20 protein-coding genes, 1 tRNA gene and 1 riboswitch are annotated in these 19,933 nt (G+C 60.4%); of the genes, 10 read left to right on the top strand and 11 right to left on the bottom strand.

The window, feature by feature from the left end; all coding sequences use genetic code 11:
• Positions 1-7: 7 nt before the first annotated feature.
• A complete protein-coding gene (locus Q6L55_05410; protein ID MEN9258153.1) occupies positions 8-1,018 on the top strand; it encodes a DUF389 domain-containing protein in 1,011 nt (336 codons plus the stop codon).
• Here Q6L55_05410 and prfA read toward each other — a convergent pair.
• On the bottom strand, positions 1,015-2,124 hold the full coding sequence (gene prfA / locus Q6L55_05405; GenBank protein ID MEN9258152.1) for a peptide chain release factor 1: 1,110 nt from the start codon (positions 2,122-2,124) through the stop codon (positions 1,015-1,017). The two genes, Q6L55_05410 and prfA, sit on opposite strands and share 4 nt — an antisense overlap.
• Positions 2,125-2,163: 39 nt before the next feature.
• Between prfA and Q6L55_05400 the strand changes: the two genes are divergently transcribed.
• Genes Q6L55_05400 through Q6L55_05390 form a run of 3 tightly spaced genes read left to right on the top strand, consistent with a single transcriptional unit; the run spans position 2,164 to position 6,220 of the window.
• Complete coding sequence (locus Q6L55_05400; GenBank protein ID MEN9258151.1) at positions 2,164-2,865, top strand: MnmC family methyltransferase; 702 nt, start codon at positions 2,164-2,166, stop codon at positions 2,863-2,865.
• 37 nt (positions 2,866-2,902) lie between these two features.
• On the top strand, positions 2,903-4,903 hold the full coding sequence (gene ligA, locus Q6L55_05395) for an NAD-dependent DNA ligase LigA (protein MEN9258150.1): 2,001 nt from the start codon (positions 2,903-2,905) through the stop codon (positions 4,901-4,903).
• Positions 4,904-4,906: 3 nt separating this feature from the next.
• Positions 4,907-6,220, top strand: a complete 1,314-nt coding sequence (locus Q6L55_05390) for a DUF3084 domain-containing protein (GenBank protein MEN9258149.1) — start codon at positions 4,907-4,909, stop codon at positions 6,218-6,220.
• Here the strand turns inward: Q6L55_05390 and Q6L55_05385 are convergent.
• The 6 genes from Q6L55_05385 to Q6L55_05360 form a co-directional block, all read right to left on the bottom strand.
• On the bottom strand, positions 6,217-6,681 hold the full coding sequence (locus tag Q6L55_05385; GenBank protein ID MEN9258148.1) for a protease complex subunit PrcB family protein: 465 nt from the start codon (positions 6,679-6,681) through the stop codon (positions 6,217-6,219). The genes Q6L55_05390 and Q6L55_05385 overlap by 4 nt on opposite strands.
• 188 nt (positions 6,682-6,869) lie before the next feature.
• Positions 6,870-6,941, bottom strand: a tRNA-Asn gene (locus Q6L55_05380).
• Between the two features lie 40 nt (positions 6,942-6,981).
• Positions 6,982-8,082, bottom strand: a complete 1,101-nt coding sequence (gene recF / locus Q6L55_05375) for a DNA replication/repair protein RecF (GenBank protein ID MEN9258147.1) — start codon at positions 8,080-8,082, stop codon at positions 6,982-6,984.
• Between the two features lie 3 nt (positions 8,083-8,085).
• Entirely contained in the window at positions 8,086-8,553 is a 468-nt protein-coding gene (locus Q6L55_05370; protein MEN9258146.1) for a hypothetical protein, read from the bottom strand.
• 17 nt (positions 8,554-8,570) lie between these two features.
• The gene (locus Q6L55_05365) at positions 8,571-9,533 is read right to left on the bottom strand and encodes a hypothetical protein (protein MEN9258145.1); all 963 of its coding nucleotides are present in this window, start codon (positions 9,531-9,533) and stop codon (positions 8,571-8,573) included.
• A 58-nt stretch (positions 9,534-9,591) separates the two neighbouring features.
• Positions 9,592-9,897, bottom strand: a complete 306-nt coding sequence (locus tag Q6L55_05360; GenBank protein MEN9258144.1) for a 30S ribosomal protein PSRP-3 — start codon at positions 9,895-9,897, stop codon at positions 9,592-9,594.
• 94 nt (positions 9,898-9,991) lie between these two features.
• On the opposite strand from Q6L55_05360, the gene Q6L55_05355 reads away from it, so the two are divergent.
• Positions 9,992-10,705 carry a TIGR01548 family HAD-type hydrolase gene (locus tag Q6L55_05355; protein ID MEN9258143.1) on the top strand — a complete coding sequence of 238 codons (714 nt, stop codon included), beginning with the start codon at positions 9,992-9,994 and terminating at the stop codon, positions 10,703-10,705.
• Positions 10,706-10,730: 25 nt separating this feature from the next.
• On the top strand, positions 10,731-11,285 hold the full coding sequence (locus Q6L55_05350) for an SRPBCC family protein (protein MEN9258142.1): 555 nt from the start codon (positions 10,731-10,733) through the stop codon (positions 11,283-11,285).
• On the opposite strand, the gene Q6L55_05345 is transcribed toward Q6L55_05350, so the two are convergent.
• On the bottom strand, positions 11,282-11,626 hold the full coding sequence (locus Q6L55_05345; GenBank protein MEN9258141.1) for a ferredoxin-thioredoxin reductase catalytic domain-containing protein: 345 nt from the start codon (positions 11,624-11,626) through the stop codon (positions 11,282-11,284). The genes Q6L55_05350 and Q6L55_05345 overlap by 4 nt on opposite strands.
• Before the next feature lie 58 nt (positions 11,627-11,684).
• On the opposite strand from Q6L55_05345, the gene malQ reads away from it, so the two are divergent.
• The gene (gene malQ, locus Q6L55_05340; protein MEN9258140.1) at positions 11,685-13,280 is read left to right on the top strand and encodes a 4-alpha-glucanotransferase; all 1,596 of its coding nucleotides are present in this window, start codon (positions 11,685-11,687) and stop codon (positions 13,278-13,280) included.
• A gap of 8 nt (positions 13,281-13,288) precedes the next feature.
• Here the strand turns inward: malQ and Q6L55_05335 are convergent, their stop codons facing one another.
• Positions 13,289-14,233, bottom strand: coding sequence for an aldo/keto reductase (locus Q6L55_05335; GenBank protein MEN9258139.1), 945 nt, complete (start codon positions 14,231-14,233; stop codon positions 13,289-13,291).
• Positions 14,234-14,323: 90 nt separating this feature from the next.
• Positions 14,324-14,472: riboswitch (cobalamin riboswitch) on the top strand.
• A 251-nt stretch (positions 14,473-14,723) separates the two neighbouring features.
• On the opposite strand from Q6L55_05335, the gene metE reads away from it, so the two are divergent.
• Positions 14,724-16,985 (top strand): 5-methyltetrahydropteroyltriglutamate--homocysteine S-methyltransferase, encoded by a 2,262-nt coding sequence (gene metE, locus Q6L55_05330; GenBank protein ID MEN9258138.1) that lies wholly within the window; start codon positions 14,724-14,726, stop codon positions 16,983-16,985.
• Positions 16,985-17,398, top strand: a complete 414-nt coding sequence (locus Q6L55_05325; GenBank protein MEN9258137.1) for a hypothetical protein — start codon at positions 16,985-16,987, stop codon at positions 17,396-17,398. Before metE ends, Q6L55_05325 begins: the two co-directional genes overlap by 1 nt.
• Before the next feature lie 74 nt (positions 17,399-17,472).
• Here Q6L55_05325 and Q6L55_05320 read toward each other — a convergent pair whose 3' ends face one another.
• Together Q6L55_05320 and Q6L55_05315 are read right to left on the bottom strand one after the other, a co-directional pair.
• Positions 17,473-18,192 (bottom strand): ABC transporter ATP-binding protein, encoded by a 720-nt coding sequence (locus Q6L55_05320; GenBank protein MEN9258136.1) that lies wholly within the window; start codon positions 18,190-18,192, stop codon positions 17,473-17,475.
• 3 nt (positions 18,193-18,195) lie between these two features.
• Positions 18,196-19,413: an ABC transporter permease gene (locus Q6L55_05315; GenBank protein MEN9258135.1), complete on the bottom strand. Its 1,218-nt coding sequence runs from the start codon at positions 19,411-19,413 to the stop codon at positions 18,196-18,198.
• Positions 19,414-19,573: 160 nt separating this feature from the next.
• Here Q6L55_05315 and Q6L55_05310 point away from each other — a divergent pair.
• A partial coding sequence (locus tag Q6L55_05310; GenBank protein ID MEN9258134.1) for a hypothetical protein occupies positions 19,574-19,933 on the top strand: 360 nt, incomplete at its 3' end.

Here is a 19,933-nt window from a genome sequence, read left to right as displayed (position 1 = left end):
GGTGACCATGTCCTGGTTCCAGCGATGGCACGGCCCGCGTACCCTGGCGGAGATCGAGGAGTTGCAGGCCATTCGCCAGGAGGTGTACGCCGAATCGGTACTGGATGGCCCCTACGTGGTGCTGGTGATCGGCTCCTGTGTGATTGCCACCCTGGGGTTGCTCACCAATAGCGCTGCCGTCATTATCGGAGCGATGGTAGTGGCGCCCTTGATGATGCCTATCCGGGGTCTGGCCTTTGGGGCTTTGACCGGGGATGTGCTCCTGTTTCGCAAAGCTGTTGTCTCGCTGGGGGTAGGGTTCCTGTTGGCGGTGGGACTGTCTTGGTTCATCGGCATCATTGTCAGTTTGCCCCAGTTTGGCAGTGAAATTCTTGCCCGCTCAACCCCGAATCTTTTGGACTTGGGGATTGCCATAGCTGCCGGCGGTATCTGCGGTTACGCGCGTATAGAACCCAAGGTGTCGCCCACGCTGCCGGGAACGGCGATTGCTGTCGCCCTGATGCCGCCGATTTGTGTGGTGGGGCTGGGCCTTTCCCAAGCCGACTGGCGCTTGAGTTGGGGAGCCTTTTTGCTGTTTCTGACCAATTTGTTGGGTATTGCGTTGGCCTGTATGGTGGCTTTTGTCCTGGCCGGTTATACCCCCTGGTACAAGGCTCGCCGGGTGCTGTCGGTCGCCACCTTTTTAACCAGCCTGTTGCTGATTCCCCTGGGGATGAGTTTCTGGGAACTGACCCGCCAAAACCGCCTGGAAGCGGCCATTCGCCGGGCCCTCCTGCGGGGAACGGTGACGTTTCAAAGGGTGGAATTGCTGCGGATTCGCACCGACTGGTACAAAAACCCACCGGAAACCCATTTAACGGTGCGGACGCCGGAGACCATTACGCCCTACCAGGTGAAATTGCTGGAGGAGTTTCTAGCGCGTAAGATGGGACAGCGGTTTGTGCTGGTGCTTGACGTCAACGCGGTGACGGAAGTGCGCTCGGACGGAGTGGCCGTTGTGGATAGCCCCGTCAACTAACTGCTCCCCCCATTGACACTCTCAGCCGCCAAGGCCGCCAACCGTTCCTGCTGGTCTTTGACTATACAGGCTTCGATGATGGCCTCCAGTTCCCCCTCTAGCACCCGGTCCAGTTCAAAGTTCTGGTTCAGGCGGTGGTCTGTTACCCGGTTGTCTTTGTAGTTGTAGGTGCGAATTTTTTCCGAACGGGCACCCGTCCCCACCTGGGAACGCCGCAGGGAACTCACCGATTCCTGTTGGGCCTGCAATTGCATGTCATAGAGTTTGGCCCGCAGGAGTTGTAAGGCCCGTTCTTTGTTTTTGTGTTGGCTGCGCTCTTCTTGACAGTGGATGTGAATCCCCGTCGGCTTGTGGAACAAATGCACCGCTGTTTCGACTTTGTTGACGTTTTGCCCACCGGCGCCCCCCGACCGGGCCGTGGTGATTTCGATGTCGTTGGGGTTGATTTCCACCGTCACCTCGTCCACCTCCGGCATCACCGCCACCGTTGCCGTAGAGGTATGCACCCGGCCGGCCGCTTCCGTTACTGGCACCCGCTGCACCCGGTGGGTTCCCGCCTCAAATTTCAGCTTGCTATAGACCCGGTCCCCTTCGATTTCCAGCACTACTTCCTTGAAGCCCCCCGCTTCCGCCGGCGATTCGCTCACCAGCCGCACTTTCCACCCCTGGCGCTCGGCATAACGGGTGTACATACGCATCAGGTCACCGGCCCAAATGCCTGCCTCATCTCCGCCAGCCCCCGCCCGGATTTCCAGCATGATGTTTTTCTCGTCGTTGGGGTCCTGGGGGAGCAGCAGGATTTTCAATTCCTGTTCCAGTTGGGCCAGGCGCTGGCTCAGCACTTCCACCTCCTGCTGAACAACGGCCTGAAATTCCGGGTCGCGGGCCGATTCCCGGTAGAGCTGCTGGGCGTCGAGCAGTTCTCGCTGGGTGGCCTTCCAGGCGTGAAACGTACTGACGATCGGTTCCATCGTGGCCCGGGCCTTGCTAATGCGCTGCAACTCCTGGGGGTTGCTCACCACCGCCGGGTCCGCCAGTTGCCGGTCTAAATCCTGATAGGTGCTCTCAATGGCCTTGAGTTTCTCCAGCAGGTAGGCTTCTGCCATAGGATGGAAATGCTGCTCGGCGTTTACTCATTCTAACCCATGGAGACCCAGCGGTTTGCCCTGGTCCTGACCGCCGATGGCAGCCCCACTATCCGCGACCTGACCAGCCCCCAGCAGGAATGTATGCACCATCGGGGCGGGGCCTATCAGGAAACCCAATACGTCTATGGGGAGGCAATTCGGGCGGTGCTGGCCCGCTGCCAACATCCCCGTTTTTTGGTCGTGGGCCTGGGCCTGGGCTATATCGAAGTCCTGATTGCCTGCGAATGGCTGCGGTTAGGCCGCAGTGACACCTGCCGCATCCTCAGCTTTGAGGCCGAAACTTACTGGCGGGAGAACTTCCGACAGTGGTCCCAGGGGCAGCCGACCCCCCTCGACGGTCTCTATCGCCTGCGGGATGCCCAATTTCACCGGGATTATCCCCAACAGATGCCCCGGGTGCGCCGGTGGCTGCCACAGGCCCTAGAGCTGCACGCCGCCGTGGAGGTGCTCCCCGCCTGGCAAGGACAAATTCACGGCATTTTATTCGACGCCTACAGCGCCAAAACCTCGCCGGATTTGTGGCAGGAAGGCTTTTTGACCCAGTTGATTCGGCACTATGCTGCTCCCTTTTGTCTGTTCAGCACCTACGCCAGCACCGGGAACCTGAAGCGGGCCTTGACCGCCTGTGGATTTTGGGTGCAGCGGCGGGCGGGATTCGGGGGTAAAAAGGAGTGCACCTGGGCGCTGCGGGGTGAGTAGGATAAAAACAACGGCACAGCAGGGGGAATTACCTTGTATGCCTGAGGTAGCGCAACAACGGATGCAACAGTTGCGGGAACTGCTCCAGCGGGCTGCCCATGCCTACTACGTTTTGGATGACCCCATCCTGCCGGACGAGGTCTACGACCAGCTCTACCGGGAACTGGTGGAACTGGAAACCCAATACCCCCAATGGATCACCCCCGACAGTCCTACGCAGCGCGTTGGCGACCAGCCCAGCGAGGGTTTTCCTCCCATAACGCACCCTACTCCCCTCTACAGCCTGGACAACGCCTTTGAATTGGCAGATATGCAGACCTGGGAGGAACGCTGGCGCAAACTCTGGCCTGACCCCCTCCCGGAAGACCTCTATATCTGCGAACTGAAAATTGACGGTCTGGCCTTGAATCTCTACTACGAACGGGGGCTGTTGGTTTGGGGAGCCACCCGGGGGGACGGGGTCACGGGTGAAGACATCACCGCCAACGTGCGCACCATTCGGAGCATTCCCTTACGCCTGCTGACCGATAACCCGCCAGAGAGGGTAGAAATTCGCGGCGAAGCCTTTTTACCCCGCCCCGTCTTTGAGGAATTGAACCGCCAACGCCAGGCCCAGGGCGAACCTCCTTTTGCCAATCCCCGCAATGCTGCCGCCGGGACCCTCCGCCAACTTGACCCCCGCATTGTCGCCCAGCGCCGTTTGGATTTCTTTGCCTACGGGGTGGGTCAAGGGGTGGACCTGCCCACGCAGAAGGACGTGCTATGGCAACTGGCCACCTGGGGGTTTCGCATCAATCCTCACTTTCAGGTGTGTAGCGACCTGGAGGCCGTAGCCCGCTACTACCAGACCTGGACGGCAAAACGGTCCGAGCTGTCCTATGGAACAGATGGGGTAGTGGTCAAGCTCAATCACGGGGCCATGCAAACCCGGTTGGGCTATACGCAAAAGTCGCCGCGCTGGGCCATTGCCTGGAAATTTCCTCCGGAGACGGCGGTGGCCACCCTGGTGGGTGTGACGGTGCAAGTGGGCCGTACAGGAACCTTGACACCGGTGGCCGAACTGACGCCCGTGCGTTTAGCCGGCACCCAAGTGACCCGCGCCACCCTCCACAACGCCCAACGGATTCAGGAGCTGGACATCCACATCGGCGACCGGGTGGTGGTGCGCAAAGCGGGGGACATCATCCCGGAAGTGGTCGAGGTATTGACCGAGCTGCGACCCGCCGATGCCCAACCCTACCGGTTTCCCACCCACTGTCCGGAGTGCGGTCAGCCGGTGGTGCAAGCGCCCGACGAAGCCGCCACCCGCTGTGTCAATCCCCGTTGTCCCGGCATTGTGCGCGAGCAGGTGATCCACTGGGCCAGCCGGGATGCGTTGGATATTCGCGGGCTGGGGGAAAAGGCGGCGCAACAACTGGTGCAACAGGGCTGGGTGCAAAGTGTAGCGGATCTCTATGACCTCACAGTCCAACAGTTGCAGTGCCTCCCAGGCTGGGGGGAAAAGTCTGCCAGCAATTTAGTGTCTGCCATTGACGCTTCCCGGCAAAAACCTTGGCCCCGTGTGCTCTATGGGCTGGGGATTCGCCATGTGGGGCTGGCCACGGCTGAACTCCTGGCCGACCATTTTCCCAGCGCCGAGCGGTTGCAGCAGGCCACCCTAGAGGACCTGTGCGCCATAGACGGGATCGGTCCGGAAATTGCCCAGGCGGTGCGGGAGTGGTTCCAGGACCCGGACCATCAGGCGCTGCTGGAGCGATTACGCCAGGCGGGTTTACAACTCGGCCAGCGGTCAACGCCTACGACCGGCCCCCTGAGGGGCAAAGTGTTCGTCTTGACGGGAAAACTCCCCCATTTGACCCGTAGCCAAGCCCAGGCCCTCATCGAACAAGCAGGGGGTAAAGTAGCCGGTAGTGTATCCCGCCATACCGATTACGTCGTCGTGGGCGAGGAGGCAGGTGCTAAGCTGGAAAAAGCACAGGCGTTGGGCATTCCTTTACTCAGCGAAGCGGAATTGCTGGCCCTGGTCGGCGAGGGGTGAATTGTGGTGGCCGGTTACACCCTGGTCATTGTCATTTTGCTGCTGGGAGGGCTGATTGCGGCATTGGGGGACCGCATCGGCACCCGGGTGGGCAAGGCGCGGCTGAGTTTGTTCAAGTTGCGGCCCCGCACCACCGCCGTACTGGTAACCATCGCCACTGGGGGGGTAATTTCCGCCACTACGTTGGGGATTTTGCTTGCTGCCGACCAGCAGTTGCGGGATGGGTTATTTCGGCTTAACCAGATTCAATCTGAACTGAAACGGGTGCAACGGCAAAAGGACGAAGCCCAGGCGGAACTGGAGGCCGCTCGACAACAACTGGCCCGCACTCAAGCCCAATTGCAAGCCGCTGAGCGCAATGTTCAGGCCATCGAAGCCAAACTGGCGCAGGTGAATCGCAACTACCAGCAAGCTCTGGCGAAACTGGCCAGCGCTGAACAGGAATCCCGCGTTCTAGAAGCCCAAATTGCCGAACTCAAAAAGGACCGCGCCCAACTGCAAGCCCAACTGCACCAGGCCCAAACCCAGGTGGCCCAAGCCCGCCTACAAGCGGAACGGCTGCAACGCCAGGGGCAACAATTGCAAGCCAGCATCACCCAACTGGAGCAAGTGCGGGGTCGTTTGGAACAGGAGGTGGGGCAGTTGCGCCAGGGCAATGTGGCCATCCGGCGGGAACAGGTCCTGGCAACGGCCACCGTGCGCTCGATTACCAACACCGAGTTAGCCCGGCAGGTGGTGCAACAAACCCTACAGGAGGCCAGTCGCGTGGCGGGGTGCTTGGGACAGCGGCAAGGCCAGGTAGAAGCCTGTCTCCATTCGTCCCAACTGCCCTTTAGGGGCCCCCGCATCCGCATCAGTAGTACAGAATTCAACAACCTGGTCAACACCCTGAGCACCGGGCGGGACTACGTGGTGCGGGTACTGGCGGCAGCCAACTACTCCAGCGGCGAACCGGAAGTGGAAGTCTTTACTGACGTCACCCCCAACCAGTTGATTTTTCCCGCCGGGGCGGTGGTGGCCCAAATCCCCATTGACCTGGACAACAGCGACGAAGTGGCCATTGTCAATCAACTCGACCGTTTATTCCTGGCCTCCAATGTCCGCGCCCGCCAAAGCGGCATCCTGGCCGACCCCCTGACCAACAAAGTCGGTTCTTTTAGCCAGGTGGCCCTGGTGCAGTTTGTGGAGCAATTGCAAAACCTCAAGGGGGTAGTGTACGTACAGTCCGTGACCCGCCGCCCCATTTATACCGCCGGACCCCTAGACATCCAACTGGTGGCGGTGCAAAACGGGCAGGTGGTGCTGCGATCCGGTTAACGACAGGATATGGTGACCGTGCGCCCCCGGAGTTGCACCTGGGGAACAGGGGGTTGGACGGCAATGAACACAGTTGGCGTGGTGATGGCCTGGGTCACCAGACAGTTCGGGCCGGGCACCGACTCCGTGTAATGCACCCTCCAATACACCCCCCGGTTGCCGGTTGCCCGTTCAATCCGGTCAATTTTCAGGCCGTAACCCCCTGTCGGACGAGCACCGACCGTTAACCCAATGACCGCCTGCCGTCGGAAATCCACAGGGGGTGCTGCCGGGGGTTGCCCGTTGTGGTCGATCCCCCGATGGCCTCCCCAGAACTGTTGCCAGGCCTGGTCACTGGTGAAGACCCACACTTGGGGTTGGCGGGTCCAGCGTTTGGTCACGGGGGGCGGACCCAAATTCAGCACCTGAAACGGAACAGACCGGGTGGGAACCGTCAAAAGCAGGGACCAGGTGACCCCCACGCGACCACCAAAGAAAAGCACTGACTGGATCCATCGCATCGCTACACCTGCTGAATTGGCAAGGGTTGTCGGTTATAGCCACTGACCCCTTCCCCCGCCGGAAGTTCCTTAGGCCGCACCCCGCACCCGTGCCATCGCCCGCCCTACTGCCGCTTTGGCTCCCGAGGGCATTAGCAAGGCTTGCCACACTCCTCAGCCTGGATTCGAACCAGGGACCAATCGGTTAACAGCCGACCGCTCTACCGCTGAGCTACTGAGGAAAGCTTTTTTATCTTACACAACCCAGGCCGGGTTAGACAATTACCCCCGAGGATAGATGCGTCCCTGTTGGACCAGCAGTTGCTGAGCTTGGGTCAACCAGGGTGGTTCAAAACGGTCTAAATCCGTTGTGGTGATGATGGTCTGCACCCGGTCGGCAATGACCGCCAGCAGATGCCGTTGTCGCTTGGGGTCCAGTTCCGCCAGCACATCGTCCAGCAACAACAGGGGCGTTTCCCCAAAAGCCTTTTCCAGCAGTTCCAGTTCCGCCAATTTCAAGGCCAAGACCAGGGTACGTTGCTGCCCTTGCGAGGCATAATGACGGGCCAACTGACCGTTTAAGGTAAAAATGACCTCGTCCCGGTGAGGTCCCACCAACGTCGTCTTCTGGAGGCGTTCCACCATCGCCTTGGCTGCCAGTTGCCGCCGGAATTCTTCCTGGATCCTTGCCCCCTCCCGCACCGCCACGGCCGGGGCATAGGCCACAGTGAGCTGTTCACCGGCTTGACTAATCCGCTGGTGCCAGGTCTGGACCAAGGGCTGGAGTCGGTCTATCAACTGGGCACGACGATGCATCAAACGGGCGCCGGTCTGCACCAGTAGCTCATCCCAGGGGGCCAATTGGGCCGGCGTGACGGTTTCTTGCCGTAACAGGGCATTCCGTTGTCGCACCACCCGCTGGTAGTCCTGCAGGAGCTGGCTATACAGGGGTTCCAGTTGCACCAGGATGTGGTCTAACCAATCCCGCCGTTGACCAGGGCTGCCCCGCACCAGTTCCAGGTCCAGACAGGAAAAAAAAACCGCCCGTAAATATCCCCAAAAATCCACCTGTCGCCGCTGGACCCGTTGATTCACCGCCAGGGTGCGCCGTCCCGAAGCCCGCAACACCAGGGTCAGCTCCACCGGGTCCGGTTGCCGCAGGATATATCCCTCAATCTGGGCCAGGGCTTGCCCCATTTGCACCAGATCCGCGTCCCGCTGCACCCGAGGGGAATGTAAAGTCGCCAACAGGACAATCGCCTCCAGTAAATTGGACTTGCCCTGGGCATTATCCCCGATGAGAATCGTCTGCTGACCCTGGAAGGTCACCACCTGGTCGGTATAGTTGCGAAAATGGTGCAGGTGCAGCGATTGCAAATACACCGCTCAACGACCGGCCACCGGCGGCAGGCATTCCCCCAAGCTGTGGTCGAGGAGTTCCACTTCCGCCTCCAACCGATTCACCAGGTCTTCCGTATCCTGCAGCAAGTGGGGTAAACGGCCCTCCGTAATGTGCTGGCGCAGGTCATGCAAAGCTTTGCGGGCCTCTGCCGTTGACATCCGGGCGGTGAGCATTTCCTGGCGCGCCTGCAACGCTTGCACCTCCTGTTCCAAGGCCCACAGTTGTTGCTGCAGGCGACGGCAATGATGACTTTGATGGACCAGGGCCTGCCGCAATTCTTGGCGTATTTCCGGCGAACGGGCACGCTGCAACTGCCGCCGCAACCGCCGTTGGGTCGCCACCACCACCGCCACCGCCCGCTTAACTTGCCGCAACTGCCGCTGCAACCGGCTCAACCACTGGTCCAACCGCTGCTCGGGATGGGGAGTACCGCCCCAGGGCCACCACTTCACCGCCGCACCTCTTACTCTTAGGGATAAACACGGGCCTGCAACCCTTTCGCCTTTAAGTCTGCCACAAAAGCCTCCGCCTGGTCACGCAGCTCAAAGGCCCCCAACTGCACCTTCAGTCCCGTATCGAATTGCCACACAAACGCCTCCGGCACCACCCGCTGCGCCTGCAGAAGACTCTGCTCATTTTCATAATCCATCACCACGTAATACAAGCCCGGATTCGTCGAGGATTTAGGGGTAGCAGGGGGACTGGCCGTCGGCACAGCACTCAAATCCGGCAGCTCCTTGTGGGCCAAATTGGGCACCGGCGATGGCAAAACAGCACTTTCCGGCGGGGGAGCCGGGACACTCAAAGTCGGGGCCGTCGGTTCCGGTGTACGTGACCGCTGCCCAACCCCCAGAACGGCTATCGTGCCCAAGGTCGCCAGCGTCACTCCAATCGCAAAACCCAGTACGGGTTGTCGTAAACCCCGGGCCCGATTCGGCTGATGGAAAGATGCCGAGAACATCTCCGCCCAGGGGTCCACCATGCTCGAACCCCCCTCGGCTTGGCGGCGAGCAAATACCCGGTTCAACCGCTCAGACCAGGAAGGCCGAGACGCCAACTCCGTGACCTCCCCTGCAGCACCTGACCCCTCCTCAACCGGACGGGAAACCTGATCCGGCGGCGCAACCATGCTGGCGTTGACCGGAGCCAAATCTGGGCCTGGGGGCGCTACGGGTTCACCGGCCGGCCTATCCAGTTCCATGCCGCTTTGATCGACAACGGTCGGATCAGCCTCCGCGGCGGGGGGAAAGGTCCAGGCCGTTTCCGGCGGCGGCGTGGGATGGTCAGCCAGGAACTGAGCCCACCAACCGGGTCCCCAACGCTGGCGATCCTCCCGCCAACGGCCCAACTCCTGCTCCACATCCACATCCAAACAGGCCAAAGCCCCCAGCAGGGTCCTCGGCAACCATGCTTCCTGGGTAGCCGTGGTCATCACACACCTCAACAAATAGGTTCACAACAGGGGTGAGGAACCGAACCAACCCAGCCGTTTAATTACTGCCGGCAAAGACAATGTGGGGAAAGCGAGCTTGGGCTTCCTGCAGGGTGTGAGGGCGATTATTGGCCCGGCCTTCCTCCCAATAGTTGATCAGTTCGGTGGCTTGGTTCAACAGCTCTATTTTATCCGCTTCGGGAATCCAGGATTTGGCATCCAGCTCATTTTTCAACTGCTCCCAGGCGTTGTCCCGCGGCCAGAAAAAATAACAGGTCAAGGGGCTGCTGCCGGTGCCCACAATTTGGTCCACTGCTATCCCCACATCCTTCTGGAGCCAGAGCGCTTTCAACTGAAATTTCAAGAGCTACACCTCCCGAAATGAATGATTTGTGCTAGCTTGTTTAGAATAGCTCATTCACTTCAATTTTAGCCATTGGTGCGGGCACTGGGGCCGGGTGGGGGTACTTGTCTGCGACATTGACGGCGTGATTCGGGATGTGAGTCAGTCCTACCGGCGAGCCATACAGGCAACGGTCGCCCATTTCTCCCAAGGCCGTTACTGGCCCAGCCTGGCAGACATTGACCGGCTCAAAAGCGAGGGCTACTGGAACAATGACTGGGAAGCCACCCAAGAACTGCTGCGCCGGCGGGGCATCAGCGTCCCTATCTCGAAAATTACCCAATACTTTCAAAGCCTGTACTGGGGCGACGGGGCGGAACCGACCGGTTTGATTACCCAGGAGCGCTTGCTGGTCACGGCGGACTACTTTGGGGCTTGGGAGGCCCAGGGCTGGCGATGGGGTTTTTTTAGCGGTGCGCCCCGGCGGGAAGCGGCCTACGCCCTGGCGCGGTTGGGCATATTGGCTGCCCCTTTAGTGGCGATGGAGGATGCGCCGGCCAAACCGGACCCCACGGGCTTGATTACCTTGGTTGACCAATGGCGCTGCCCACCAGGAACAACGGTTGTGTATGCGGGGGACACGGTAGCCGACATGTTGACCGTGGAGCGGGCGCGACGGGCAGCCCCGGCCTACCGCTGGATCGCCGTCGGTATTCTCCCTCCCCATGTGCAGGATACGGATGACTACACCCAGACCCTGCAACGCCATGGCGCCCAGGTGGTGTTACCCCGGCTGGCCCACCTCACGCCGACCGTTGTGCTAACTTAGCAGGGGGATCTGGGCTGATGGGGGGATGGAGGAAGCAGCCATATCGACGACTCAGCCAGGGGATGGGGATGTCAGGGTTGAGGTGGTGCGACTAAGCCCCTGGGACCGCAGCATTCGCGCCGTGACCGCCATTCCCGCCCCCGTTGAACCAATCTGGCAGGTCCTGACCGATTACGAGCGGTTGGCCGACTTTGTCCCCAGTCTGGTCCTCAGCCGGCGGCTGCCCCATCCCCCGGGCAAAATTCGCCTCGAACAAATCGGCGCCCAGCGCTTCTTGAAATGCTCCTTTCGCGCCCGGGTGGTGCTGGACATCGAGGAACATTACCCAGAACGCATTGACTTTCACGCGGTTGAGGGGGACTTTGTGACATTTCGCGGCGCGTGGGAATTGCAGCCCCAGCCCCAGGCTACCCAGCTCATTTACAGCGTCCACCTACGACCACGCCTGGGATTGCCGGTGCGGTTAGTTGAAAACAAGATTCAACGGGGAGTGACGGTCAACTTGCTGGCCATCCGCCGACAAGTGGAAATGGCTTGGCCCAATCAGTACCTGAGCACCGGTAAGGGGCCTGCTGGTTAAGCGTGATTGGCCAAAAATTCCGGGTCAATCGTCTGGGCAGTGCCGGCAAAATCATGGTCAGGGGTCAAAAACAGCATGCAGTGGCATTCCTTCCGTTCCCGCATGGGTACACAGGGACAATTCCAGAACCCTTGCTTGGCTTCCGCCTCCTTATCTTCATAGTGGCGGCAGGGACACAGGGGCGCCCCCAATTCCTCCTTGTGCTTGGCCAGCCCCTGGATCACCGTCGCCGTCACGCCCAAATCAACACAAAAGTAGGTTCCCGTCCGCTGGGCATAGGTTTCCGCAAATTTGCGCATGGTCTCCAGGGTGTTGGTCGTTGTCGTCGTCATGGTCGTCATCCAATGGGTTGCTAGGTCACAGAACTTATCAGAGCAATAAGCGCTGTTTACATTTATTGTGCCAGGAATTGGGCGACGCGCCAGAAATTGCCCGACCGGCGGGGTAAGATTGAAATGTTTATTTACATGGGTCACCATGACCTGGCCTCGGTGCAGCGGTATTTTGCTCCATCCGACCTCCTTGCCGGGGGGGTGGGGGATTGGGGATTTGGGTTCGGCCAGCCGTCGGTGGATTGACTTTTTGGCGGAAGCCGAGCAGCGCCTGTGGCAGATTTTGCCCCTGGGGCCAACGGGTTACGGCAATTCCCCCTACCTGTCCTATTCGGCGATGGCGGGCAATCCCCTGTTAATCAGCCTAGAACCCTTGCAGGAGCGGGGATGGTTGCCGAAGGACCTGTCCCCTCCCCCTACGGCCAGCCGGCGGGTGGATTACGATGCGGCCTATCTGCAAAAAATGCCCTTGCTCCGGTTAGCCTGGCACTACTTCCAGCAGGATGCCGCTGCCATGGCCGCTTTGCAGGCGTTTGCCGAACAACAGGCCCACTGGCTCGCAGACTTTAGCTTGTTTATGGCCCTGAAGGAGACCCACGGGGGGCAACCGTGGTATGAGTGGGAGCCGGCCCTGGCCAGGCGGGAACCCCAGGCGTTGGCCCACTGGCAGGCCCAGGTGCGACCGGCCCAGGAATTCCATACCTTTTTGCAGTACCTGTTCTGGGATCAGTGGCAGGCCCTGCGCCAGTATGCCCATGACCGGCAGGTGCGCATTATCGGCGATTTACCCATCTATGTGGCCCATGACAGTGCGGATGTGTGGGCGCACCCAGAGTTGTTTGCCGTGGACCGGGAGACGGGCCAGGTGACCTTTATGGCGGGGGTGCCCCCGGATTACTTCACGGAAACGGGGCAACTGTGGGGCAACCCGGTCTATAACTGGGAGGTGTTGGCGGCAACTGGTTTTGCCTGGTGGGTGCAACGATTCCGGCATCTATTACAACTGGTGGATGTGGTGCGCATTGACCACTTCCGGGGTTTGGAGTCCTTTTGGCGGGTGCCCCAGGGGGAAACCACAGCCATCCACGGGGAATGGGTGCCGGCGCCAGGGGCGGAGCTGTTGCGCACGTTGCAGCGGGAGTTGGGGGATTTGCCCATCATCGTGGAGGATTTGGGGGTGATTACCCCAGAGGTGGAGGCTCTGCGGGATGCTTTTGCCCTGCCCGGTACTAAAGTGTTGCAATTTGGATTTGATGGCAACCCGGATAACCCCTTTTTGACCTACAATTTCACGGCCAACTGCGTGGTTTACACCGGCACCCACGACAACCCCACCACGGTCGCCTGGTATGAGACGTTGGATGGGGAAACGCAACGGCGGGTGATTCGCTATTTGGGGCACCTGAGCGCCCAGGGCATCCATTGGGATTTCATTCGCCTGGCGATGATGTCCGTAGCCCGCTGGTGCATTATTCCGTTTCAGGATGTGCTGGGGTTGGGTCCCGAAGGTCGCATGAACGCGCCCGGGGCCACGGGAGGCAATTGGGAATGGCGTTGCACCGCCGACTGTCTCACCCCTGAGCTGGCCGCCAAATTGGCCCACCTTACCCGCACCTATGGCCGTGCCCACCACAAGTGGCCTGAACCAGCGGCGGTCGAGTGAAGCGGTCCTCACCAATTGGGGCTGGCCTGGTCCAACGCCCGCACATCGTCATCGCTCAAACGCCACCCCAAGGCCCCCGCATTTTCCTGGGCCTGGCGGGCATTTTTGGCCCCGGGGATGGGTAGTGCCCCTTTGCAAATCACCCAATTCAAGGCCACTTGGGCCGGGGTTTTGCCGTACTGCTGGCCGATTTCCCGTAGTAACCCCTGTAGGGGTTGCACCTGCCGCAACCGCTCCCGGTGGAAACGCAACCCGCGGGCTTTAGGGGGAGGATGGTCCACCGTGTACTTGCCGGTGAGCAACCCCATGCCCAAGGGACTGTAGGCAATCAGGGTAATCCCCAGTTCCTGACAGCGCTGCAACAGACCACTGCGCTCCGGTGCCCGGCACACCAAGCTGTACTCCACCTGGTTGCTGGCAAGAGGTACCCCCCGGTCGGCCAACACCCGCCAGGCCTCCTGCATCTGCACCAGGGAGTAGTTGGAAACCCCCACTGCCCGGGTCAACCCTAGGGCTACCGCGTCCGCCAGGGCCTGCATCCAACCGGCCAGGGAAACCGGGAAATGCACCGGCCAGTGAATTTGATACAGGTCCACCCAGTCCACCCCTAACCGCTGAATACTGGCCCGTAGGGCATCCAAGAGCGTCTGGGGCCACAACCGCCAGGGAAAGGGCATGAACTTGGTGGCAATCACCGCGGCTCGCCCGGTTTCGCGTACAAATTTCCCCAACAGTTGCTCCGACCGCCCTAGCCCATAGACCTCCGCCGTGTCAAAAAAGGTGACGCCCGCTTCAATACTGGCCCGGTAGGCTGCTGCCAAATCCTGGTCGCTGTACTGCTTGCCGTAGTCCCAAAACAGGGTATCCCCCCAGGCCCAGGTGCCCACCCCCAAGGGACTTACCTGTACCTCCGTCTGCCCTAGGCGACAAGCAGTCTGCGTTTCCCCGGCCATCGCTCACCCCGCCAGACCTTGGCCCCCAGTATAACAAAACTCAACAATCTGTAACGGGAGATTACGCCCGAAAGGGGGTGGTGGCCTGTGCTATAGTCGTGGCTAGTCGGTTCTGATGGGGGCCAGCCATCAGACGCAAGGGGGAAAGTCCGGTGCGAATCCGGCGCTGTCCCGCAACTGTGATGCCAACCTAGAGAGGTTGCTCAGTCAGGATGCCCGCCGATGCGTCTCCCTTGGAGGCGTTTGTTTGTCCACCCTAGTCTGCGAGGTACAGATGATGGTTACTCAGCGTCAGGATTGTCCACAACCGAACCGGTGTCGGGCCCGTGGGTGATGGTAAAACCGGCTGACATCGAGGCTGTTTAGGGGCCAATGCCGTAGGTGGCCTCGGTTGATTTTTGTTTGTCCTGGGAATGACCCTGCATTGGGGGCTAGTCGGCAGGGGAACCGGGCAAATTGAGTCGTTTTTGGGCAAGAGGATGGGAGAACGATGACTCAGGGGACAGCTGTACAAACGGCGACATTGGGGTATCCCCGCATCGGCAAACAGCGGGAACTGAAAAAGGCCCTGGAAGCCTTTTGGCAAGGGCAGTTGGACGAATCGGGCCTGTATCAGGCGGCGCAGGCGATTGAACAGCAAAACTGGCAAACCCAACAGGCTGCCGGGATTGACCGCATCGGGGTGGGCGACATGAGCCTGTACGATGGGGTGCTGGACTGGAGTCTGCGGTTCGGCATTGTCCCGGAACGGTTCCGGCATTGGGCGGGATTGGATCGCTATTTCGCCATGGCGCGGGGGCAAATGGGGGTTCCGGCCCTGGAGATGACCAAGTGGTTCGATACCAACTACCACTACCTGGTCCCAGAAATCACTGTTCCTCTGCAACCAGCGGATTTCAGTGACTTTTTGACCACTGTCCAACGGGCGCAAACGGTGTTGGGGCAACGGGCGGTGCCCCTGGTGTTGGGACCCTTAACCCTGGTGCGTTTGAGTCGCACAACGGTGGACCTGGCGGTGTTGCTGGGGGAACTCACCCCGCGCTATGTCTCCCTATTGGAGGAACTGCAACGCCTGGGGGTGGTGGAGGTGCAAATCCACGAACCAGCGTTGGTACTAGGAGATGCCGACCGGTATCAATCCTTCTACCAAACCACCTACCAGACCCTGGCGCAAGTGGGGTTACCCATCCACCTGGTGACCTACTTTGACGACCTGGGGAGCGCCTATCCCTGGGTGGTGCAACTACCGGTGGCGGGCCTCAGTTTGGATTTCACCCGGGGAAACAATCTGGCCCTGGTACAGCAGTACGGCTTCCCCGGTGACAAGGTGCTAGGGGCCGGGGTGGTGGACGCCCGTAATGTCTGGGCCATTTCCCCGGAGGCGGTGATCGCAACCCTGCGCACCCTCCAATCCCTTGCTCCCCGACTGCGGGTGCAACCGTCGGCGTCCCTACAGTTTGTGCCCTACGACGTGGACCTGGAAACTCAACTCCCGACGCCCTTGCACCAGGTGTTGAGTTTTGCCCAACAAAAGTTGGGGGAGGTGCGGTTGCTGGCCCAGGCGTTACAGGGGGAGACCCAGGCGGAAAAAGAACTCCAAGCCATAAACCAACGGTGGCAAGTCTTTGAGGGTTTTCGCCCGGTCAATCCAGGGGTGCGTGAGCGCCTGCAAAACCTGAAACCCAGCGACTTTAGCCGGCCCTTGCCTTACGAGGAACGCAAGGCGCGCCAGCCGGTTTTGCCCCCCTTGCCCACAACGACCATTGGTTCGTTTCCCCAAACGCCTGAGGTGCGTCAATTGCGGGTGAAGCTTAAGCGGGGGCAGATCACCCAGGCGGAGTACGAGGCGGCCATTGATGCCGAAATTGCCAAGTGCATCCGCTACCAGGAGGAGATTGGCCTGGATGTGCTGGTGCATGGGGAGTTTGAGCGCACGGACATGGTGGAATTTTTTGCCCAGCGACTGTCGGGGTTTGCCTTGACTGAGCACGGCTGGGTGCAAAGCTACGGCAGCCGCTGTGTACGTCCCCCAATTATCTACGGCGATATTGCCCGGACCCAGCCCATGACGGTGCGGGAGTTTCAAGTGGCCCAGTCCCTGACGAGCAAACCGGTTAAAGGAATGCTCACTGGACCTGTGACCATGTTGAATTGGTCGTTCCCCCGTCCGGATATTTCCCGCCGGGAACAGGCGTTCCAGATAGCTTTGGCGCTGCGGGACGAGGTGGCAGATTTGGAGGCGGCGGGTGCCCGCATGATCCAAATTGACGAACCGGCGCTGCGGGAAGGACTGCCCCTGAAACCGGAGCGGTGGGATGAGTATCTCACCTGGGCGGTGGATGCTTTTCGCCTGGCAGCCGGGGTGGCCCGTCCGGAAACCCAAATCCACACCCACATGTGCTATTCGGAATTTGGGGACATCATCGAGCACATCCAACGCCTGGACGCGGATGTTCTGTCCATTGAAAACAGCCGCAGCAACAACCAGACCCTGATGCAGATCGTGGCGGGGGGCTACCGGCACCAGGTGGGTAACGGGGTCTATGATGTCCACAGCCCAGCGATTCCCCCCACCGAGCAGATGGTGCAACTGCTGCAACAGGGCTTGGCCCACCTGCCGGCGGAGCAAATCTGGGTGAATCCCGACTGTGGCCTGAAAACCCGCCGGTGGGAGGAGGTCATCCCCGCCCTGAAAAACATGGTGGCGGCGGCGCAACAGCTCCGGGCGCAGGTACAGGGGTCCAGCCAGTGATGGGGGATGGGCACGCCCGGTTTATCACCACCAATCACCTGGTGCTGGGGTATAACGCCTGGGCGGGGTTTCTCCAGATCGGGCGCGGGGCCGTCATTTGCACCCTCAACCGCAGCCAGGGGGAGGATTGCCCCACCTACTTTGTGCCCCGGTCGCGGCTGTTGCCCCTGTTGCGGGCCTGGCTGGTCACCCCAGATATGCCCCTGCTGTCCCACCAATTCTGGCTGGCCCATTTTTTGCAGGTGGTGGACCACTACGACCCTACTAGGGAGGTGGTGCTGTTTCTGGAAGCGGGTGCCCAGGCCACCTTCTTTTACCTGCAAAACCTGCCGGTGCCGCCCCCCCGGTGCTACGCCGAACTAGCGCGCCGGGAAGAGGAATTTCACCTCATCTCTTGCCGCTTGCCGGATTAACCATGGGGTTGGTTAGGGTGGGAAACTGGACTGCTGGGCCTTAGCTGGGGGCGGTTGTCCGTATTGTTCCTGTACTACATGGCCCGGATGGCCTGGTGAATATCGTCGGGGTGCAGGTGGTCGTGCAAGACCTGACCATCGCGAAACCAGATGATCCGTTCGGCGCGACGGGCGATGTCCGCTTCGTGGGTGACTATGACAATCGTGACTCCCTGCTGGTGCAATGCGGCAAACAAATCCATCACCTCTTGGCTGGTGCGGGAATCCAAGGCGCCGGTGGGTTCGTCGGCCAGGAGCAAAGCCGGATGGTTCACCATGGCCCGAGCGATCGCCACCCGCTGTTGTTGCCCCCCCGACAGTTGGTTGGGTTTGTTGTGCAGGCGATGCCCCAGACCCACCTGTTCCAGGGCCAAGCGCGCCCGTTGTTGCCGTTCTCGGGGGGGGACGCCGGCATAGATCAAGGGCAACATCACATTTTCCAGGGCGGTTAGCTGGGGCAGTAGGTGAAACTGTTGAAACACAAACCCGATTTGCCGGTTACGGATGTAGGCCAATTCCGTTGAGGAACAACGGGCCACGTTTTCTCCCTGTAAATAGTAATCGCCGGCGGTGGGCCGGTCCAGACAACCGATGATGTTCATGGCGGTGGACTTGCCCGAACCCGACGCCCCCATAATCGCGCAGTACTCCCCCGGCTGAATCTCTAGGGACACGTTGTGCAGCGCCTGGACCTGGTTTTCCCCCAGCCCATAGACCTTGCTCACATTCAGCAGCCGAATCAGGGGCGCTTTCATGGTTTAGGTGCTCCGCAAAGCGACAATGGGATCCAGTTGGGCCGCCCGTTGCGCCGGGGCCACGCCGAACACCAGCCCGATCGTCCCCGAAACCCCCACCGCCAGGAGCACCGCTTCCCAGGACACCCGGGTTTGCAGGGGAGTGACCAACCCGATCCCCAGGACGCCCGCTGTGCCCACCAGCGTTCCCAACACCCCGCCGGCCACCGCTAGCACCATCGCTTCCAGTAAAAACTGCTGGAGAATGTCCCCTTCCGTGGCCCCCACCGCCTTGCGCAAACCGATTTCCTGGGTGCGCTCGGTCACGGACACCAGCATGATGTTCATAATGCCGATGCCCCCCACCAATAGGGAAATTCCCGCTGTCGCCGCCAACAGGATCGTCAGCACCCCCGTGATATTCCCGGCAATGGCCACTGCTTCCTTCTGGGTGCGGATGTAGAAGTCATCCTCGTCCACAATTTGATGGCGTCGGCGCAACAGGTTGGTGATTTGAAACTGGGCCGCCCTCACGCTGGTTTCATCCCGGGCGGAAACGGCAATAAACGCCACCGTTAATCCATAGGGGGACCGGCGACCCGTGAGTTGATAGGCCATGGTCGTCAAGGGAATGTAGGCCGCGTCATCCCGGTTGGTTCCCAAAAACGCCCCCTTGGGTGCCAGTACCCCGATCACTTCAAAGCTCAAGTTCCGCAGCCGGATACGCTCTCCCACAGGCGATCGGTCCCCGAAAAGTTTAGCAGCCAGATCGCTCCCCAGCACCACCACCCGGGCCTGCCGTTGCACATCCAGTTCCTGAAAAAACCGGCCCTGTTGCAGGGCAAAATCTTGCACCCGGAAAAAGTCGGGCACAGTGCCGATCAGGGTCGTGGGGGTGGTACGGTTGCCAAAACTCGCCAGGGTGCTGTCGTTGATTTGGGGGGCTACCCAGCGCACGGTGGGGACTTGGGTGGCGATGGCTTGGGCATCTTCCCAGGTGAGGGTGGCCGGTGGTTCAATCCCCCGTCGGCGGGCATCCTCTCGCCCTGGTACCACAAACAACACGTTGGTCCCCAGGGAAGCCAATTGTTCGGCGGTGTAGCGCTGGGCGGCCTGGCCCACCCCCACCATGGCGATAACGGCGGCATTGCCGATCACGATCCCCAGCACCGTCAGGAAGCTGCGCAAACGGTGGGCGACCAGGGTGCGGGTGGCCATGGCAAACGATTCACGCAGGTCCATCGGCGGTGCACCCCAAAATCAGTACAATGCAGGTGAGGGGGTCAGGAAGGAGGGAAAAAACCATAGGGAAGTTTCTTTTTTTCCAGAGACCCTCTAATATGTTAGGGATAAATACGGTGGTTCTGACCAACTAGAGCGGCGACCTACCGGTAGGGAGAGCATGTCCATCCAGGAGGACAACCAACCAGCCCATGACGCCACCCTCGTTAACGAAACCCGATTGGCCAATGGGGATGTACATCCTATGCCGACACATCAGGGCGAACCGGTGACTTACAGTAACGAAATTGTACCTAGCAACCTGGCCCGGATTAAGGTTATCGGCGTGGGGGGCGGCGGTGGCAACGCGGTTAATCGCATGATTCACAGCCATTTGACGGGGGTGGAGTTTTGGATTATTAATACCGATGCCCAGGCGCTCCATCACTGTTCACCCAGTGCCAAACGGCTGCAAATTGGGCAAAAACTGACCCGGGGGTTAGGGGCCGGGGGCAATCCTGCCATTGGTCAAAAAGCGGCC

The organism is Gloeomargarita sp. SRBZ-1_bins_9, assembly GCA_039794565.1.
GTDB lineage: Bacteria > Cyanobacteriota > Cyanobacteriia > Gloeomargaritales > Gloeomargaritaceae > Gloeomargarita.
This window is presented reverse-complemented; position numbering and strand designations above follow the sequence as displayed.

What these genes read in the sequence shown, in the direction of transcription:
- Q6L55_05410 (MEN9258153.1), top strand. Translation starts at nt 8, where the DNA reads ATGTCCTGGTTCCAGCGATGGCACGGCCCGCGTACCCTGGCGGAGATC.
- Q6L55_05400 (MEN9258151.1), top strand. Translation starts at nt 2,164, where the DNA reads ATGGAGACCCAGCGGTTTGCCCTGGTCCTGACCGCCGATGGCAGCCCC.
- Q6L55_05365 (MEN9258145.1), bottom strand. Translation starts at nt 9,533, where the DNA reads ATGACCACGGCTACCCAGGAAGCATGGTTGCCGAGGACCCTGCTGGGG.
- Q6L55_05350 (MEN9258142.1), top strand. Translation starts at nt 10,731, where the DNA reads ATGGAGGAAGCAGCCATATCGACGACTCAGCCAGGGGATGGGGATGTC.
- Q6L55_05315 (MEN9258135.1), bottom strand. Translation starts at nt 19,413, where the DNA reads ATGGACCTGCGTGAATCGTTTGCCATGGCCACCCGCACCCTGGTCGCC.
- Q6L55_05335 (MEN9258139.1), bottom strand. Translation starts at nt 14,233, where the DNA reads ATGGCCGGGGAAACGCAGACTGCTTGTCGCCTAGGGCAGACGGAGGTA.
- Q6L55_05320 (MEN9258136.1), bottom strand. Translation starts at nt 18,192, where the DNA reads ATGAAAGCGCCCCTGATTCGGCTGCTGAATGTGAGCAAGGTCTATGGG.
- ligA (MEN9258150.1), top strand. Translation starts at nt 2,903, where the DNA reads ATGCCTGAGGTAGCGCAACAACGGATGCAACAGTTGCGGGAACTGCTC.
- metE (MEN9258138.1), top strand. Translation starts at nt 14,724, where the DNA reads ATGACTCAGGGGACAGCTGTACAAACGGCGACATTGGGGTATCCCCGC.
- Q6L55_05325 (MEN9258137.1), top strand. Translation starts at nt 16,985, where the DNA reads ATGGGGGATGGGCACGCCCGGTTTATCACCACCAATCACCTGGTGCTG.
- prfA (MEN9258152.1), bottom strand. Translation starts at nt 2,124, where the DNA reads ATGGCAGAAGCCTACCTGCTGGAGAAACTCAAGGCCATTGAGAGCACC.
- Q6L55_05345 (MEN9258141.1), bottom strand. Translation starts at nt 11,626, where the DNA reads ATGACGACCATGACGACGACAACGACCAACACCCTGGAGACCATGCGC.